This window comes from Bradyrhizobium zhengyangense, assembly GCF_022012555.1.
GTDB lineage: Bacteria > Pseudomonadota > Alphaproteobacteria > Rhizobiales > Xanthobacteraceae > Bradyrhizobium > Bradyrhizobium zhengyangense.
The window spans coordinates 99,930-116,610 of record NZ_JAKLTZ010000002.1; the positions used below are offsets into that span (position 1 = coordinate 99,930).

General features: G+C 63.4%; 14 protein-coding genes. 6 read left to right on the forward strand and 8 right to left on the reverse strand.

The features are described 5' to 3' along the window. Window positions 1-37 precede the first annotated feature (37 nt). The 4 genes from L6639_RS05735 to L6639_RS05750 form a co-directional block, all read right to left on the reverse strand. Entirely contained in the window at window positions 38-1,270 is a 1,233-nt protein-coding gene (locus L6639_RS05735) for a rhodanese-like domain-containing protein (RefSeq protein ID WP_237859669.1), read from the reverse strand. 105 nt (window positions 1,271-1,375) lie between these two features. After that, a complete protein-coding gene (locus L6639_RS05740) occupies window positions 1,376-2,782 on the reverse strand; it encodes a DUF1963 domain-containing protein (protein ID WP_237859671.1) in 1,407 nt (468 codons plus the stop codon). Window positions 2,783-2,819: 37 nt separating this feature from the next. After that, window positions 2,820-4,010 (reverse strand): PepSY-associated TM helix domain-containing protein, encoded by a 1,191-nt coding sequence (locus tag L6639_RS05745; RefSeq protein ID WP_237859673.1) that lies wholly within the window; start codon window positions 4,008-4,010, stop codon window positions 2,820-2,822. A 2-nt stretch (window positions 4,011-4,012) separates the two neighbouring features. Then, window positions 4,013-6,337, reverse strand: a complete 2,325-nt coding sequence (locus L6639_RS05750; protein ID WP_237859674.1) for a TonB-dependent siderophore receptor — start codon at window positions 6,335-6,337, stop codon at window positions 4,013-4,015. 175 nt (window positions 6,338-6,512) lie between these two features. Between L6639_RS05750 and L6639_RS05755 the strand changes: the two genes are divergently transcribed. Both L6639_RS05755 and L6639_RS05760 read left to right on the forward strand, forming a co-directional pair. Continuing rightward, window positions 6,513-6,842, forward strand: a complete 330-nt coding sequence (locus L6639_RS05755; protein ID WP_237859676.1) for a hypothetical protein — start codon at window positions 6,513-6,515, stop codon at window positions 6,840-6,842. Then, window positions 6,839-8,080, forward strand: a complete 1,242-nt coding sequence (locus tag L6639_RS05760; protein WP_237859678.1) for an MFS transporter — start codon at window positions 6,839-6,841, stop codon at window positions 8,078-8,080. The genes L6639_RS05755 and L6639_RS05760 overlap by 4 nt, the downstream gene beginning before the upstream one ends. On the opposite strand, the gene L6639_RS05765 is transcribed toward L6639_RS05760, so the two are convergent. Beyond that, entirely contained in the window at window positions 8,077-8,961 is an 885-nt protein-coding gene (locus tag L6639_RS05765; protein ID WP_237859680.1) for a dihydrodipicolinate synthase family protein, read from the reverse strand. The genes L6639_RS05760 and L6639_RS05765 overlap by 4 nt on opposite strands. A 177-nt stretch (window positions 8,962-9,138) precedes the next feature. Between L6639_RS05765 and L6639_RS05770 the strand changes: the two genes are divergently transcribed. Next, the gene (locus L6639_RS05770) at window positions 9,139-10,551 is read left to right on the forward strand and encodes an FAD-binding oxidoreductase (protein WP_237859682.1); all 1,413 of its coding nucleotides are present in this window, start codon (window positions 9,139-9,141) and stop codon (window positions 10,549-10,551) included. 7 nt (window positions 10,552-10,558) lie between these two features. Next, the gene (locus L6639_RS05775) at window positions 10,559-11,239 is read left to right on the forward strand and encodes a GntR family transcriptional regulator (RefSeq protein WP_237859684.1); all 681 of its coding nucleotides are present in this window, start codon (window positions 10,559-10,561) and stop codon (window positions 11,237-11,239) included. A gap of 4 nt (window positions 11,240-11,243) precedes the next feature. Here the strand turns inward: L6639_RS05775 and L6639_RS05780 are convergent, their stop codons facing one another. Continuing rightward, window positions 11,244-11,471, reverse strand: a complete 228-nt coding sequence (locus L6639_RS05780; RefSeq protein ID WP_237859686.1) for a hypothetical protein — start codon at window positions 11,469-11,471, stop codon at window positions 11,244-11,246. A gap of 210 nt (window positions 11,472-11,681) precedes the next feature. Here L6639_RS05780 and L6639_RS05785 point away from each other — a divergent pair, with 210 nt between their 5' ends. Next, the gene (locus L6639_RS05785; RefSeq protein WP_237859690.1) at window positions 11,682-13,703 is read left to right on the forward strand and encodes a YgiQ family radical SAM protein; all 2,022 of its coding nucleotides are present in this window, start codon (window positions 11,682-11,684) and stop codon (window positions 13,701-13,703) included. Window positions 13,704-13,720: 17 nt separating this feature from the next. Here the strand turns inward: L6639_RS05785 and L6639_RS05790 are convergent, their stop codons facing one another. Together L6639_RS05790 and L6639_RS05795 are read right to left on the reverse strand one after the other, a co-directional pair. After that, complete coding sequence (locus L6639_RS05790; RefSeq protein ID WP_237859693.1) at window positions 13,721-14,014, reverse strand: DUF718 domain-containing protein; 294 nt, start codon at window positions 14,012-14,014, stop codon at window positions 13,721-13,723. A 436-nt stretch (window positions 14,015-14,450) separates the two neighbouring features. Further along, on the reverse strand, window positions 14,451-15,539 hold the full coding sequence (locus tag L6639_RS05795) for an FAD-dependent oxidoreductase (protein ID WP_237859697.1): 1,089 nt from the start codon (window positions 15,537-15,539) through the stop codon (window positions 14,451-14,453). 355 nt (window positions 15,540-15,894) lie between these two features. Between L6639_RS05795 and L6639_RS05800 the strand changes: the two genes are divergently transcribed. Further along, the gene (locus L6639_RS05800) at window positions 15,895-16,572 is read left to right on the forward strand and encodes a hypothetical protein (RefSeq protein ID WP_237859699.1); all 678 of its coding nucleotides are present in this window, start codon (window positions 15,895-15,897) and stop codon (window positions 16,570-16,572) included. Window positions 16,573-16,681: the final 109 nt, after the last annotated feature.

Sequence of the window (16,681 nt, forward strand, 5' to 3'; positions counted from 1 at the left end):
GATATCCTGACCTGGCGGTAGTCAGATTTGGCGGTAGTCAGATCACGTAGAACCCGTGCGTGCCGTCGCGGCGGAGCTGCTCGACGAGGCCATATTCCCAGTCGAGATAGGCCTGCATTGCCTTCTCCGCAACATCAGTGCCCTCATAGGGGCGACGGTAGCGATGCGCGGGGTCTGGCTTCGGCAGGACGAGGGGCGGGCCGACCTCGAGTGGGCCGCCATAGCCGCCTTCGAGGACGTAGACCTCCCAGCCCATCTGCGCGAGCCAGGACGCCGTCATATCGGCGCGCACGCCCCTGTCGTCGGTCAAGAGGAGGCGCGCGCCACGCACCGGCGCTGCCATGTCGGTTTCCTGCACGAGCTGGCCGCCGGGATAGTGGCGAAAACCCGGGAGATGACCGGCGGCATATTCCTCGGCATCGCGCACGTCGAAGCGATAGAGCGTGCGACCGGTCGCTGCGACCAGCGCCGCCATCTCGTTCTCGCCGATATGACGGACGCCGGCGCGATAGGCGACATCGCGCGCATTGGCCGGGCCCCCTTCAAATGAGCCAATCGCGCCCCGCCGGTCAGCACCGCGATTGAGCGTGTGCCGCGCCAGCGTCCAGCCGATCGTGCCGTTGCGCAGCGCCCGCACCTTGTTGGGCACGCCGGCATTGATCAGCGACTGGGTGCCGATGATCGAGCGGGTGCGGCCGGCGCAATTGACGATGATGGTGGTGTCTGGATCGGGCGCGGCCTGGCCGGCGCGCAACACCAGCTCCGCACCGGGCACGCTCACCGAGCCCGGAATGTTCATGGTCGCATATTCGTCGAAGCGACGAACGTCGAGAATGGCAATGTTGGCCTTGTCCGCGATCAGTTTTGCCACCTCGTCGGCGCTGAACGAGGGTGTGTGGCGGCGCGCCTCAACCAGCTCGCCGAACGCCTTTGAATAGGAATTGACGTCCTCGAACAGCTCGTAGCCCGCCGCGCGCCAGGCTTTCAGCCCGCCATCGAGCGCGCGGACATTGCTGTAGCCGAGCGCGGCAAGACGTTCGGCGCCATCAGCGACCAGCCCCTCGCCATCATCATAGAGCACGATCCGCGCGTCCTTGCGCGGCAGCCTCACCGCGGCCTCAACCGCGATCCGGTCCACGGCCATGTTCGCCGCGAACAGCGGATGGCCGGTGGCGAAGGCCGACTCAAACCGGAGATCGAGCAGTGCGATCTCCTCACGCAGCAGCAGCGCGCGACGGACATCGGCGGGAGTGACGGTCGAAAGCTTCATGGCGTGGACCCTGAAAGGAAGACCAGAAGCTTTTGAACCATTGCCGTGATGTTGGCTAGTCAGATCAGAAAATCGGGCAATCGCCAGTTTGCCACACGTATCGCACTAGTCACATTCGTATGTGGCGGCGACGCCCGAAAAGTCGAGTTGCGTGAGTGCATCCCGGTCAATCCAAAAATGAAGCACACAGCCGATGTTGGAGTGCCAATCGAAGAAGGCAGCATCACCCTGCACTTGGAGCAACAGCATATCTTCCAGATGGACCTCCGTCGCATCTTGCGGACCGCTGCCGTATCCCAGCATCTGATGGAGCGCTGTTCCAAAATGACGGCGCTGCCCCTCTTCCACGGTCGGCGCTTTCCAATGATTCTGTCGCTCGAGGTTCGCGACATACTCGAAAGGAGCGTCGTCGCAAGCGTCATCGCCCTGGGTCGCCATACAACGGATCGTGTGGTTGATGGCGTAGCCCAGATCCTCCGCAATTTGCCCCGCATATGTGCGTACCTGCCTGTCTATCCTCTCGTAGGCCTGCACGACGTCGAGCCACCACGACCTGAAGGCCGTCTTCGTATCCGCATCGACCTCGTCCATTGGGGTCAGTGCCCGGCAACGTTCAAGCCATCCGATCGCGCCGACGCGTAGACGCTTGAGCTCTGTAGCCACCTCGTCGGTAATCGGCTTGTAGTAAGATCCAGGTGTCAGATCACGCTGGACACGCGACAAGATTGAGCGAACCACATAGTTGATCAGAAGCCAGTTGAAGGGCCAATCCTCGTCTTTCTCATAGTCGCGCGCCCTTCTAGACTGAAGGAGATCCGGCGCCCGCGGCTCACCCGGGCCTAACACCCTGCACAATTCCTCGATCATGAATTCGCCCCCAGCGGCATCCTGATCGGAATAGACGTCGCGAAACGGCAGGAACGAAAGCGGGTACTTGAATTCGACTTTGGAATGAAAATCGAGCGCCGGATCGAGCCATCTGACTTGAGCGTCTCCGTCAGTCCCTGCCAGCGGCATGAGATTGGGTGGTGGCGAGCGGCCAGGATGCGCGCCACCGCCGGTCGGACTATAGAGGACACGGCAAGGAGGATTCCCTTCACCGACGAATACCGAGCTGCAAAAGAAGAAGAGCGTGCCTCGCTTCGGAAGTGGCGACCAACCTGAACCAGGCACTTCAGCCAAGTCAATCTGAGCGACAAAGGTGAGAGCTACCGTCTCTGGCGTCTCATTCGCCGTGACTTCCGCCACAGGCCACTCGAACTGCGGCGGAAGCTTGGGAAGTCCGCCAAAGAAACTTCTCGCCGGATGTGCAAGCGGCACGGGCAAATCGTTCCGTCTGACGAGCACTGCCGGCAGCGCTGCCTCTTCAAGTTCATCTCGTTCGGATCGTGCCATTAAGCCACCACGACTTACGCGTGCAGAAGTCGGATCGAACCATGTCGCGAAGCCTTGGACAAGCGTTTCTTGTCCAAGACGTGGGACGACCTTGGCGACACCGGAGCGACCGATCATCGCGCGCTCGATGAGCCGTCAGCAGGGAGCGTTGCGATCACTCGCCCGGAACGAGCCGCCCGTGCAGCGGCTGCGCCGAACGCTGCAACTTGCGGCGCGAGGCGTACAAGAGCACGCCGGTGATCGCGAACAGCGGCATCAGCGCTGCGGCTATCATGAACGCAAGCTTGCCCGGCCAGCCCAGGATCGCGCCGCGATGGATGTCGAGCACGCTCGCAATGGCCTTTTCGCCCAGGGTTTTGTCGGCATAGCGCTCAGCAGAGATGAGCTGGCCGGTAACTGCATCGATGCGGAATTCGTTACGCTCGCTTTCGAGCGTGGCGTCCTTTGGCCACGACCGGATCCGCATCACTGTGCCAGGACCTGCAGGAAGCGTGAGTTGCACCCTGGCAAAGCCGCCGCTCTCCTCACGCAGGAGAGTCGACCACGCACGATCGAACCAGACCGGCTGAGCCGGCTCGGAACGACCGGATAGGCGCGGCTGCTTCAGCTGCATCTTCACGGCCGCCACATGAGGCCGAGCCAGCAACCAGACGACGCTGTCCTTGTACCAGTCGAACGAGTACCACAGCCCGGTGATCGCCATCACCAGATAGACCAGCAGCACCCAGGTGCCGACGACGGCATGCAGCGAACGATGCAGGCCGCGGCCGCTGAGGGTGAGGTTCGGCTTCAGCCACATCTTCACGCTGCTCGCCCGACGCGGCCAGCGCAGCACGAGGCCCGAGACCAGCATCGCGATGAGGCCGAGCGCGGCGATGCCGGTGATCTGGCGACCCCAGCCCCTGGCATCGCCAGATATCAGCAACCAGCGGTGCAGCCGACGCACCATCGCAAAAAAATCCTCGCCGCGCGGGACGCCGAGCACCCTGCCGTCATAAGGATCTACATAGAGCGATGACGGCCGCCCGCCCTGCTCGTCGCGTGCGAAGCGGATATGAACGGCCGCCGAAGGATTGCTCGACAACGTGATGCCCGCGACCTTGCCGGCGTCAGGTACGGCCTTCAGACGCGACACCAGCTCATCCGGCAACAGAGCCGGTGTCGTCCGCGGGACGACCTGCATGATGCCGGCATTCAGGTGGTCGACGATCTCGTCCTCGAAGCTCATGGTCACGCCGGTCAGCGCGATCAAGGAGAGCAGCAGTGCGAGCACGAGGCCGGCAATGGAGTGAAGCTGGAGCAGTGCCGCCCTGATCTTGCGCCCGACCTGATGTTGTATCGCCATGGCTAGAACTTCACCGTTGCCGACAGCGAGATGCGGCGGCCATCGCCCATCGCGACGTTCAACGCGTTTCCGGTGGTGGAGGTGTAGTAGACCTTGTCGAACAGGTTCTTGACGTTGAACTGATAAGTCACGGGCACGTTGTCGACCTTGGCGTCGTAGGTCACGAAGATGTCTGCGACGGTGTAGGCGGGCAGGAAGAACGTGTTGGCGGCGTCGCCCGGCCGGTCGCCGACATAGTGTGCGCCGCCACCGAGCCGCAGGCGTCCGGGCAACCGGTCGCCGAAATCGTAGACGAGATAGAGCGACGCCGTGTTCATCGCGGCGTTCAGCAATTTTGCGTTGCCGACGACGGGATCGTTGATCAGGCGCGCATCGGTATAGCCGTAGCTGCCGATCATGCTCCATTCGTCAGTCAGCCGGCCGGTGACGTCCAGTTCGACACCGCGCGACCGCGCCGCACCGGAGGCGCGCCCTGTCGACTTGCCGTTGCCGAGGTCATCCAGCACCAGCACATTCTTTTTCTGGATATCGTAGACCGCCAAAGTGCCCGACAGCCGCTTGTTGACGTCGAACTTCAAACCGGTCTCCCACTGCGTTCCCTCCTCAGGCGCAATGGTGGAGTCAACGACGAAGCCGCTGGTGAAAGCCGCGATGGTCGAGGTCGGCTTCAGCGATTGCGTGTAGCTCACATAATAGGAGAGCTGCTCATTCAGCTTGACGATGAGCCCGCCGAGCGGCAGCACCTTGTCGCCCGAAAGGTTCGTGTTGGTGATGAAGACAGGCCGGCCTTTTCCGGCGAGTTGCTCATATTGCATCCAGCGCACGCCGCCAACCATGGACAGCCAGTTGGTGAGATGGAACGTGTCCTGGGCGAAGAAGCCGCGCGTGCCGAGCTTGTCGGTCTGCTCGCTGTCGGTTGGCGAGATTGTCGTGCCCGGCGTGACGAGCCCGTAGACCGGGTTGTAGAAATTGAAGCTCGGCGTCGCCTGACGGATCAAATCGTGGCGATCGATCGTACGATACAGCGCCTCGCCGCCGAACAGGATCTCGTTGCGGAAGCCGCCGGCCCAGACATCACCCTGCATATAGGACGTGCCGTAACTGGCGTTGCTCAGTGAGTTCTGGGTGCCGTCATTGCTGCGGGTCTCGACGCCGGTCTTGGCGTTGACGCCGATGACGCGGAGCTGGTTGGCGCTGTACGTCTCGGTGTTATAGCTGTAGGCCGCCGTGACCTTCCAGGTGTCGTCGAGCTTCTGCTCGACCGAGCCCTGCACCAGATCGGGCGTGCCCCACATGTTGTTGAATGGCTCGTCGAGCCGCCGCGTCTTCGAGATCGCCAGCGGGGCGCCGTTGACGAAGGCAGTGCCGCGGTCGAATGGCGTGATGAATTCCCGGTGCTCATAGGTGAGCTGGACCGTCGTGGCCTCGCCGTACCAGGCGAGCGACGGGTTCACCAGCATCTCCCGGTGACGGCCGAAATTGCGCCAGTAGTCCTCGCTGACGCCGTAACCGATGAAGCGATAAGCGAGCCCGCCATCGCCGATTGGGCCGGTGACATCGAGTGTGCCGTCGGCACCGTTGCGATTGTTCGCGTAGGTCGAGCCCAGCAGCGAGACCGCGCCGTGCTGGTACAGTTCCGGACGCTTGCTGATGGTGTTGACGATGCCGCCGGGATCCATAATGCCATAGAGCAGCGAGGCCGGCCCCTTCAGCACCTCGACACTGTCGACCGCAGCGTTCAGGCTGCGTCCCTGCACCAGCGGCATGCCGTTGCGCATGATCGAGCCGTCGCGGTTGTCGCCGAAGCCGCGGCGGATCACCGCGTCCTGGGTGCCGGCGAGCGTATTGGTCTGGGTGATGCCGCTGATGTTGACCAGCGCATCGTCGATGTTGCGCGGCAGCTGGTCCTTCAGGACCTGCGCAGGCACGACATTGACGGACTGCGAGGTATCGAGCGGCGATGCGCCCGAGCGCAACGTGGTCGCGCTTGGCATCGCGCGATAGCCGAGCTTTGCGGCCTGTTGTGCGGCGGCGTCCGCCGCGGCGCGTTCGGAGAACATCAGAGATGCGGATGGAACGGCCGTTGGGCTACGGCGCAGGACCGCCTGTGTCCGCCGTTGAGACTGCTGCGACGCGCGCGACGGTTTCGGCCGCTGCGTCGGTGCTTCCACATTCACCGGCGGCAGCGCCGTTTGCGCCTTCGCGACGGTCGTGCTGGAGTTGTATTCGGCGAGCAACACGGCCGCACCGATGAGAAGACTTGCACGGCTCTTGCCGGCGCGATTTCGATGACCTCTGACGCGAGGGCCATCCACAGGGGCACGCACTTTCAATTCACTTCCAAGTCACGGCATTGACGCTGGCGCATCTAGCAGCGACTGCGAATGAAGAGAACTATAGGTGGACTTGAATAGCTCTAGTGTTGAAACGTTCTAACAACAGGAACGATCGCATGATAATGCAGGCAATCATCGCCGAATTGACCACACGGAGCGCGCAGAAATGAACTGGCTTCATCTCGTTTCCTATTTTTGGGGCGGCGCATTTCTGGCGAACGCCACTCCACATCTTGTCAGCGGCCTGCGCGGCGAACCGTTCCAGACGCCGTTTGCGACGCCGCGGGGAGAAGGTCTGTCTTCGTCGACGGTCAACGTGCTCTGGGGTTTCTTCAATGTGACCGTCGGATATCTCCTCGTCTGCCGAGTCGGGGAGTTCGCCCTGCTTGATACGGCCGATGTCGTCGCGCTCGGGCTCGGCGCGCTGATCCTCGGCCTTTTCCTCGCGCGGCGGTTCGGCCAATTCCACGGCGGCAACACGCCCACGGGGTCATGAGCGTGCCAGGCGCGGGCACATTTCGCTCACTGCGGAACTACAATTACCGTGTTTGGGCTGCGGGAGCGCTGGTGTCCAACACCGGGACGTGGATGCAGCGCGCCGCGCAGGACTGGCTCGTTCTCACCGAGCTGACACGACACAATGCGCAGGCCGTCGGCATCGTAATGGCGCTCCAGTTCGGACCGCAGCTCCTGCTGATGCCGTGGACCGGATTTGCCGCCGATCATTTCAATCAACGGCGGCTTCTGGTCGCGACCCAGGCGACGATGGGACTGCTGGCGCTGGTGCTTGGCCTTCTCACGGTCACCGGCCTTGTGCAGCTCTGGCACGTCTATGTGTTCGCCTTCCTGTTCGGCTGCGCCGCGGCCTTCGACGCTCCGGTGCGCCAGACTTTCGTGGCCGAGCTGGTCGGCGACGGGGAACTCTCCAACGCGATCGCGCTGAACTCGACGTCCTTCAATGCCGCGCGGATGGTCGGGCCCGCGATCGCGGGAATCGTCATCGCCTCGATCGGCACCGGCTGGGCCTTCCTGCTCAACGCTGCATCCTTCGTGGCGGTGCTCTGCTCGCTCGCACTGCTGCGCACGTCGGAGCTTCGCCCGAATGCACGAGCGCACCGAGCACCGGGCGGCATGACGGAAGGTTTTCGCTACGTGTGGTCGCGCAGGGATCTCAGGGCGATCATGATCATGCTGTTCCTGATCGGGACGTTCGGACTGAACTTCCCGATCTTCATCTCGACCATGGCGGTCAGCGTCTTCCACACCGACGCGCGCGGCTTTGGCCTGTTATCGTCGACGATGGCGGTCGGCACGATCTCGGGCGCGCTGCTGGCTGCCGGGCGAGCGCAGCCGAAATTCATCTCGCTGCTAATGGGAGCCGCAACGTTTGGCGCCGGATGCACGCTGGCCGCGCTTGCGCCGAGCTATTGGCTGTTCGGAGGCACGCTGGTTTTGATCGGCGTTGCCGCGCTCACGGTCACCAACACCTCGAACGCCATGATGCAGCTCTCCACAGAACCGCGGATGAGGGGGCGCGTCATGGCATTGCGGCTCGGCGTCGCGCTGGGCGGCACGCCGATCGGCGCACCGATTGTCGGATGGGTGGCGGATCATCTCGGCCCGCGCTGGGCGCTCGGCGTGGGAGCGGCGGCAGGTTTTGCCGCCGCGCTCGTCGCGGTGCGCGCCATGTCAGCGCGCGCCGCGGACGATCACAGCGATCAAACGCGCGCTTAGGCGATCGCCGGGTTGGTCAGCTCGTCGAGCTTCGCCTTGAGCGCGGCGCCGTCGGACAATGCGCGAAGCGGCGGGCGCACGCGGAGCCAGCCGGCATCGCCGGTCTGCGCAGCGAGGATGGCCTTCAGCGTCGTCAGGAAGGACGGCGACTTCACCACGATATCGACAGCGGCCTGCATGCGCGCCTCGACGTCCTTGTCATCGATCATCGCCTTGACCAGCTCCGGCGCGATATTGGCCATGCCGCAGATGGTGCCGGCACCGCCACCGGCGATCGCGCGCGCGATATCGGTTTCGTTGCCGACGGTGATGGCAAGCTCGGGTGCCGCTGCACGGAACGCCTGGAATTGCTTGAAGTCGCCGCTGGAGTCCTTCAGGCCCGCAACCGTTTTGCCGTAACGCTTGCGCAAATTCGCGGCGACACTGGTCGGGATCGCGACGCCTGAGATCTGCGGGATGTGATAGAGGTAGGCGCGCAGGCGATCATCGGCGACGCCGTCAATGACAGCGGCGAAGGCATCCTCGATGCCCTCAGGCGTGGCGCTGCGATCGAAATAAGGCGGCAGGATCAGAACGTGTCGCAGGCCGAGGCCGAGCACGGCGCGCGCCAGCGCTATGCTGTCGCTGATGGCGGGAAAGCCGCCGCCGATGCCGATGCGCTCCGCCGGCACGCCCGCCTTGAGGACGGCTTCGATGGTCGCGATGCGTTCGTTGACATTGAAAGAGGTGCCCTCGCCTGTGGTGCCGAACAACACGACGCCGTCGACGCCCTTGCCGAACAGCTGCTTGGCGTGAGCGGCGAGCTTGGTGGAATCCACGCTGCCGTCCGGCGCCAGCGGCGTCGCCGACGCCACCCAGAATCCGCGAATTGCCTCCGTCATAGCACCACCCATCGTTACGGCTCCGGAACAAACCCCTGATCGATAACGATCTTCGGGGGCGACCGGACCTTGTTTTTGCTTTACTTTTTATCTTGTACCTTACATACAAGACAGGCGCAAACGCTTTCCGCCGGCTCAACGCGCATGAGGCGCAGCCAAATTTAGAGGAGGTCTCGCATGAACATGGTGACCCCTGTCGGATATCCCGAGCCACTGCTCGCCGCCTTGCGCGATAAGCTCGGCGCTGCGGCCGTGCTCACCGGCAGCGACGTGCCCGCGCGCAATTGCAACGACTGGAGCGCGAGCCTGCCGCAAACGCCGCTGGCGGTGATCCGACCGCTTGATGCGCAGGGTGTTGCCGATGCGATTGCGGCCTGCCGACAGGCGCGCCTGCCCTTCGTGCCGCAGGGCGGCTTGACCGGGCTCTGCCGCGGCGCCGCGCCCGAAGCGGGCTGGATCGCGATCTCGCTGGAGCGCATGACCGGCATCGAGGAGATCGATCGCGCCTCGATGACGATGACGGTGAAGTCAGGAACGCCGCTGGAGACGATCCAGAAGGCCGCCGACGAGGCCGGCTTGTTCTTTCCGCTTGACCTCGGCTCGCGCGGCTCCTGCGCCATCGGCGGCAATCTCTCGACCAATGCCGGCGGCAACCGCGTCATCCGCTACGGCATGACGCGCGAGTTGGTGCTCGGCCTCGAAGTTGTGCTGCCCGACGGCACCATCATCACCAGCCTCAACAAGCTGATGAAGAACAACGCCGGCTACGATCTGAAGCACCTCTTCATCGGCTCGGAAGGCACGCTCGGCATCATCACCCGCGTGGTGCTGAGACTGTTCCCGAAACCGCGCTCGACCATGGCCGCGCTCTGCGCATTGAAGGACTATGCCGCTGTGATCGCGCTGCTCGATGCCGCCCGCAGCGGGCTCGGCCCGTTGCTGTCGGCCTTCGAAGTGATGTGGCCGGATTATTGGGACGTGATCACGAATCGCGCAGGCGTCAAGCCGCCGGTCGCCGCAGGTCAGGGTCTCTATGTGCTGGTCGAGGCGCAGGGCACCGACGAGAGCGTCGATGCGCCGCGTTTCCAGGCCTGGCTCGAGGAGCTGATGGAGCGGGGCCTGCTAGTCGACGCGGCCGTGGCGCAATCGCTGGCGCAGACGCAAGCGTTCTGGCGCGTGCGCGACATCTGCGCCGAGTTCGGCCAGGTGCTGGGGCCGCACATCTCCTACGACATCGGTCTTGCGGTGGCGCGGATGGACGCGTTCGCCACGCGCTGCAAGGCGGCGCTGGCTTCCGGCATCAAGGGCTGCGAAAGCGTCTATTACGGCCATGTCGGCGACGGCAATCTGCACCTCGTCTCCTGGGTCACGGGCCTTCCCGTCGAGCAGCAGCCCAAGGAGGAGATGGACACCATCATCTATGGCCTCGTGCGTGACATGGGCGGCAGCGTGTCCGCCGAGCACGGCATCGGCACGCTGAAGAAGAAGTGGCTGGGACATGCCCGTAGCGAGGCGGAGATCGCGCTGATGCGGACGCTGAAGGCCGCGCTCGATCCTGATCATCTGCTCAACCCCGGCAAGGTGATCTGAGGGGACAATGCGATCGCTCAAGCTCGATGCGCCGAAATCGCTGTCGCAGCGGGTGATGCTGCGGCTGCGGCAGGCCATTATCGACGGCGAGTTCGCGCTCGGTGCCGCCATCTCGGAGGAGATGGTGGCGAACTCATTCGGCGTCAGCCGCACGCCGGTGCGGGAGGCGATGGGCCAGTTGCAGGCTCAGGGGCTGGTGGTGATCCGGCCGCAGGTCGGCAGCTTCGTGTTCACGCCCAGCGCCGAGGACATCACCGCGCTCTGCACCTTCCGCATCGCGCTCGAGCCCAAAGCCGCCGAACTCGCCTTTCGCCACGACCGCGACGGCGCCATCGCGACCCTGAGCGAGGCGATCGCGGCGATGGAGCCGGCGGTTGAGGCCAAGGACAACATCGCCTATGGCCGCGCCGACGCCGCCTTTCACGAAGGCCTGTTCGCGCATTGCGGCAATCGCTATCTCGCCGAATCCTACCAACTCGTCTCGGGGCGCGTGGCGGCGCTCCGCACCAACCTGACCTCACCGATCGACGTGCGCACCCGCTCGTCGTTCGACGAGCATCGCAAGCTGCTCGATCTGTTCGCGCGCGGGGAGTTTGCGGCGTTCGAAGCGGCGATGACCACGCACATCACCAATTCGGGCGTAGTCTACGCCAAAGCCTTGAAGGTGGAGACGCCGGCGGCGAATTGAGCGGCTATTCCCCGCCCCGTGGTCCCGGCCTGTCGAGAAAATCCAGCGCCGTGTTGATCTGTTCGAGCTGGTGCTCAATTTTGTCGCGGTCCTCGACCGACGGCGCCTTCTCGAGCTGTTCGACAAGCTTCTGCTTCCGCGACAGCAAATTCTCTATGACTGTACTCACAGCTCCCCCATCGCCCGAGGCGAATATCGAGGCAATCCGGATCGTGGGCACGGGCGCGCGCAAGCCGGGCTCGCCACGGCCCCTAAGTCAGAATGTGGGCGGACCCGGATCGTTCCTGCAAATGAACCACTGCGCGGGTGGTGAGCCGGCCACGACGGCCGAGGTCCAGCCGGCGCTCGCGAAGGGCTAATGCGCCCGAACGAGGACGGAACCGGCATCTTTCACGCTCCCGTCGGTTGTATTCGCGCGTCCGGAGTCCTATGCGTAGGCCCCATGGACACCCAGATCATCACCGCCGACAAGCCCCTGATGGCACAGGCGCGCCCGCGCAAGCCGGCGCCGTTCCTCCCCATGAGCCGCGCCGAGATGGACGCGCTCGGCTGGGACGAATGCGACATCGTGCTGGTGACCGGGGACGCCTATGTCGACCATCCGAGCTTCGGCATGGCCATCATCGGCCGGCTGCTGGAGGCGCAAGGATTCCGCGTCGGCATCATCGCCCAGCCGGACTGGCACTCGGCCGAGCCGTTCAAGGCACTCGGCAAGCCAAAGGTGTTCTTCGGCGTTACCGGCGGCAACATGGACTCCATGGTGAATCGCTACACCGCGGACCGCCGCATCCGCAGCGACGACGCCTACACCGCCGGCGGCGAAGGCGGCAAGCGGCCGGACCGCTGCACCATCGTCTACGCCCAGCGTTGCCGCGAGGCGTTCAAGGACGTGCCGATCGTGCTCGGCGGCATCGAGGCCTCGCTGCGCCGGATCGCGCATTACGATTACTGGTCGGACAAGGTGCGCCGCTCGGTGCTGGCCGACGCCAAGGCTGACCTGCTGCTCTACGGCAATGCCGAGCGCGCCGTCGTCGAAGTGGCGCACCGTCTCGCCGCCGGCGATGCGCCGCGCGAGCTCGATGATATCAGGGGCGTCGCGCTGTTCCGCCGGGTGCCCGAAGACTATGCCGAGCTGCACGCCGACGATCTCGATTCCGCCGACGAAGGCGCCACGCGCCAGAAGGGCGCAACCGTGATCCGCCTGCCGGCGCTGGAGCAGGTCGAGCAGGACAAGGAAGCCTACGCCCGCGCCTCACGCGTGCTGCACCGGGAGAGCAATCCCGGCAATGCGCGGCCTCTGGTGCAGCGTCACGGCGACCGCGATCTCTGGCTCAACCCGCCGCCGATCCCGCTGACCTCAGAGGAGATGGACGCGGTCTACGATCTGCCCTACGCCCGCGCGCCGCATCCGTCATACGGCGAGGCGAAGATCCCGGCCTGGGACATGATCAAGTTCTCGGTGACGATCATGCGCGGCTGCTTCGGCGGCTGCACCTTCTGCTCGATCACCGAGCATGAGGGCCGCATCATCCAGAACCGCTCGGAAGGATCGATCCTGCGCGAGATCGAAAAGATCCGCGACAAGACGCCGGGCTTCACCGGCGTGATCTCCGACATCGGCGGCCCCACCGCCAACATGTACCGGATGGCCTGCAAGGACCCGAAGGTCGAGGCCGCGTGCCGGCGGCCGTCCTGCGTCTTCCCCGAGATCTGCCCGAACCTCAACACCTCGCATGACGATCTCATCCGCCTCTATCGCAAGGTGCGCGAGACCAAGGGCATCAAGAAGGTGATGGTTGCCTCGGGCGTGCGCTACGACCTCGCGGTCGAGAGCCCCGAATACATCAAGGAGCTCGTCACCCATCACGTCGGCGGCTATCTCAAGATCGCCCCTGAGCATACCGAGCGCGGCCCGCTCGACAAGATGATGAAGCCCGGCATCGGCGCCTACGACAAGTTCAAGCGGATGTTCGACGAAGCCGCAGAGCAGGCCGGCAAGAAATATTACCTGATCCCCTATTTCATCGCGGCGCATCCGGGCACGACCGACGAGGACATGATGAACCTCGCGCTGTGGCTGAAGAAGAACCGCTATCGCGCCGATCAAGTGCAGACCTTCCTGCCATCGCCGATGGCGACGGCCACCGCGATGTACCACACCGGCGTCAATCCCTTGCGCGGCGTGCGCCACGGCGGCAGCGACAGGGTCGAGGCGATCAAGGGCCTGCGCCAGCGCCGCCTGCACAAGGCGTTCCTGCGCTATCACGACCCTGATAACTGGCCGGTGCTGCGCGAGGCCCTGATCGAGATGGGCCGCCGCGACCTGATCGGCTCGCAGCCCCACCAGCTCGTCCCCGCGCACCAGCCGCCCGGCACCGGCAAGGCCGCCGGCACCAGGCGCCCCCTTCGCCCAGGCGGCAAGACGCAGAAGTTCACGACCAAGGGCATACGGCTGATGAAGTAGCGGGCGACGCTCGCCTGCTAGAGATCGAGCACCACCGCCCCCGACACGGCATCGGTGACGCCGCGCCCCTGGCCCTGGTCCTCGAGCACCGACCTGAAACTGTCGAGCGTCTTGATCATCGCCGATCGCGCCGCAACCATTGCGTCCTGACTGGACCATTGGCCGATCAGGCAAAAGGTCTGCTCGCCGGTCTTGATGATGACGCCATGTTCAAGGCCCGGCCATTTCGCCTTGCCGTTCCGGTGCGCGTCGAGGAAGGCGGCCTCCTCACCCTGCTTCACCTTGAACTTCACCACATTGTAAACCTGCATGGTGCGTCTCCTGAAAATGGATTGATGAAAGGCGAGCGCCGGACGGGTCGGGCTCGGACCGATAGTTTTGCACCCTGGAAGCAAAAAGTCGAAAACAACCCCATGCACAGTAGCCCGCGAGTGCGAAATCAAGGGCTTGAACTGCTACGAGGCCGAGTCGAGCGGTCATCGCGCTTGAGCGGGCGTTCGCGCGAAAAATTTCCGTAAAACCGAAAATCGCTTGAGGCGTCGGGCAAAACAGGTGTAGGATGGAATCATCGCGGCCTGTGGCAAGTGCCCGCTCCCGTCACAGCTCGACACGCATCTGCTCGCCAGATCCAATCGGCAAATGGGTGATGAGCCGCATGCCGCACGACACCATCTGAGAGACCTTCGACATGACGGCGAGTGAACTCAACCCGATCCGGTCAGAGCGCGACAAATTTTGGACAGCACCTCAGACCTCCGGGATTTGCGGATTGACGATCGGCGCGTGGTCGGGGTTGTGGATATGGATGTCCGGAAGAGGCTTCGCCGACGCCTTGCCAAACTGAGAGGCAATGTGACTAACGAGGCCCTGGCACACGGATTTATCTGCCGTCTCATTGTTCACACCGACCTCGAACGTCCCGCCGATGACGACGTGATCGGCACGCGGGAACATGTATCCATCCTGACCATACAAATATTGCAACGCGGGCTGCGGGGGCAACATCGCCAACTGGCCCTTGATCGGGACCATCTTCGGATCGCTCATCAACGTCATCGAGCCGAGCCCGGTGCAATTGACGACGATCGTTTCCGGCACCGACGCGATGATATCCGACCTGTTGACGAATTTCTTGTTCACGAACGTCGTGCCGCGCGCCCGCAGATCTGCTTCGAGCTTCGCAAGAAAGATCGGCGGTTCGATCAGCAAGGTCTGGTAGACGAAGCCAGGCTTGGTATGGCCCTCGAACGGCTCCCTTGGAAGCGATTCCCTCGGCTTGATGAGACCGGGCGCCAGCTGGATCACGACATCCAGATTATGCGACGGCGTGGCCGAATAGTTCGGCCGCTCGCTGACGCCAAAGCCCTGGCCGATGCTCGCCTTGAAGGTCGTGTATGCGAACCTGATGATGTCCGTGAGTTCCTGTTGCTTGCCCGCGAATTCCACCACCGACACGGCCCACTGGCCGCCGGCCTTGGATGACGTAGTCTGCAGCGGCGCGCGGTCCGAATAGATCGTGACCGTCAGACCGAGATCGGCAAGCAGCGTGGCGGCGGTCAAGCCCATCACCCCTGCACCCAGGACGGCCACTTTCCTATTGGGCGAGCCAACCAGATGGCTCCTGACGATATCCCGCACCTTGGAGGCGCAGCCCCAGCTCAACGTAATACCGGCACCGCCATGCCCGTAGTTGTGGACGAAGAATTTACTCGAGATCGTCTCGGCGTCGAGACGGTAGGATCCGTTGCGATACGGCCGTACGCCGGCGATACATGCGCCGGGCTGGTCGGCATCGAAGGTGAAATCGGGCGTCGGCAAATTGGGCGTTGCTGGCATGTCCGGTCCTCGCGAAACCCATGAACGTCTGCACCAAGCGGACTTGGTGTCAGATTGCAACTTTAGCCCAATCGCATTTTTCGGCCATGTGAAGTGGTTCACAACCTTCGGTCGCAGCCTGCTCTAACGTTGCAGACTAAAGCACGATGAGATTGGTTTGAATCGTCATCGCGCTTTAGCTCCTTGTTTGAGCATGATCTGTTCGGAAAACCGCTTCACACCTTTGCGGATCATGCTCTGACGGGATCTGCTCAACCGGCCGGGAGCGCTGGAGCCACCTCGCTCTTCTCGCTTTCAGGAGGCAAGCAAGGTCCGACGCGACATCAAGACTGACTATCTTCGGTGAGGAGACGCCATGTCCAAAATCCCTGGATTTTGTTCGGTTCTGCTTTTGGGACTGTCAGTTGCAGCGAGCGCTCTTGCGCAGCCTGCGGGAACCGACGACGCCGATATGAAGAAAGAGAAGCTCTTTCCAGTCGGCAACGGAACAGGACTCACGCATTTTCGAGTCGTCATGCCCGGGGTCCTGTATCGCGGCGGCACCGAAGGTTCTCGCGCTGGTGTCGACGGTCCACGCCGACCGCTGCAAAATCAATCTCTTCAGGCACTTTGCAAAGCCGGCTTCTCGCAGGCGGTGTACGCGTATCGAACCGGATGGAACGGAACCGAGAATGTCAGCTGCGCTGCTAATTCGCTCCAATATGACTATCACCAGTGGGACAACCGCGCGGCCTTGAGAACGGTGTTCGTCAAGCTCCATGACATCATCACTCAAGGCAAGGGGGCGATGTACGTCCATTGCTGGTATGGCCTGCACGCTTCCGGTTTTATCTCGGCCGCGGCCCTCGCTCAATTTTGCGCTCCAGCGGGATGGGATTCCCACAAAGCGGCCGACTATTGGGATAGCGTGATCCCGCCCAAGATCCGTTATCCAAAAGAGCACGACCAAGTCGCGAATTTCGTACGGTTCACCGATCCAGAGCTGCAAATTTCCGAGCAGGACGCGGCTCGCGTCTGTCCGCAATACCATTGAGGCAAGCGCTCTGCGCTGAACCGCAGCCAGTCGCCGCGGTCGGCGCGGCGGATGGAAGTAGCGAATGCAAACCAATCGGAGAACTCGCGCCAGCGGGTTTTCCTCCACG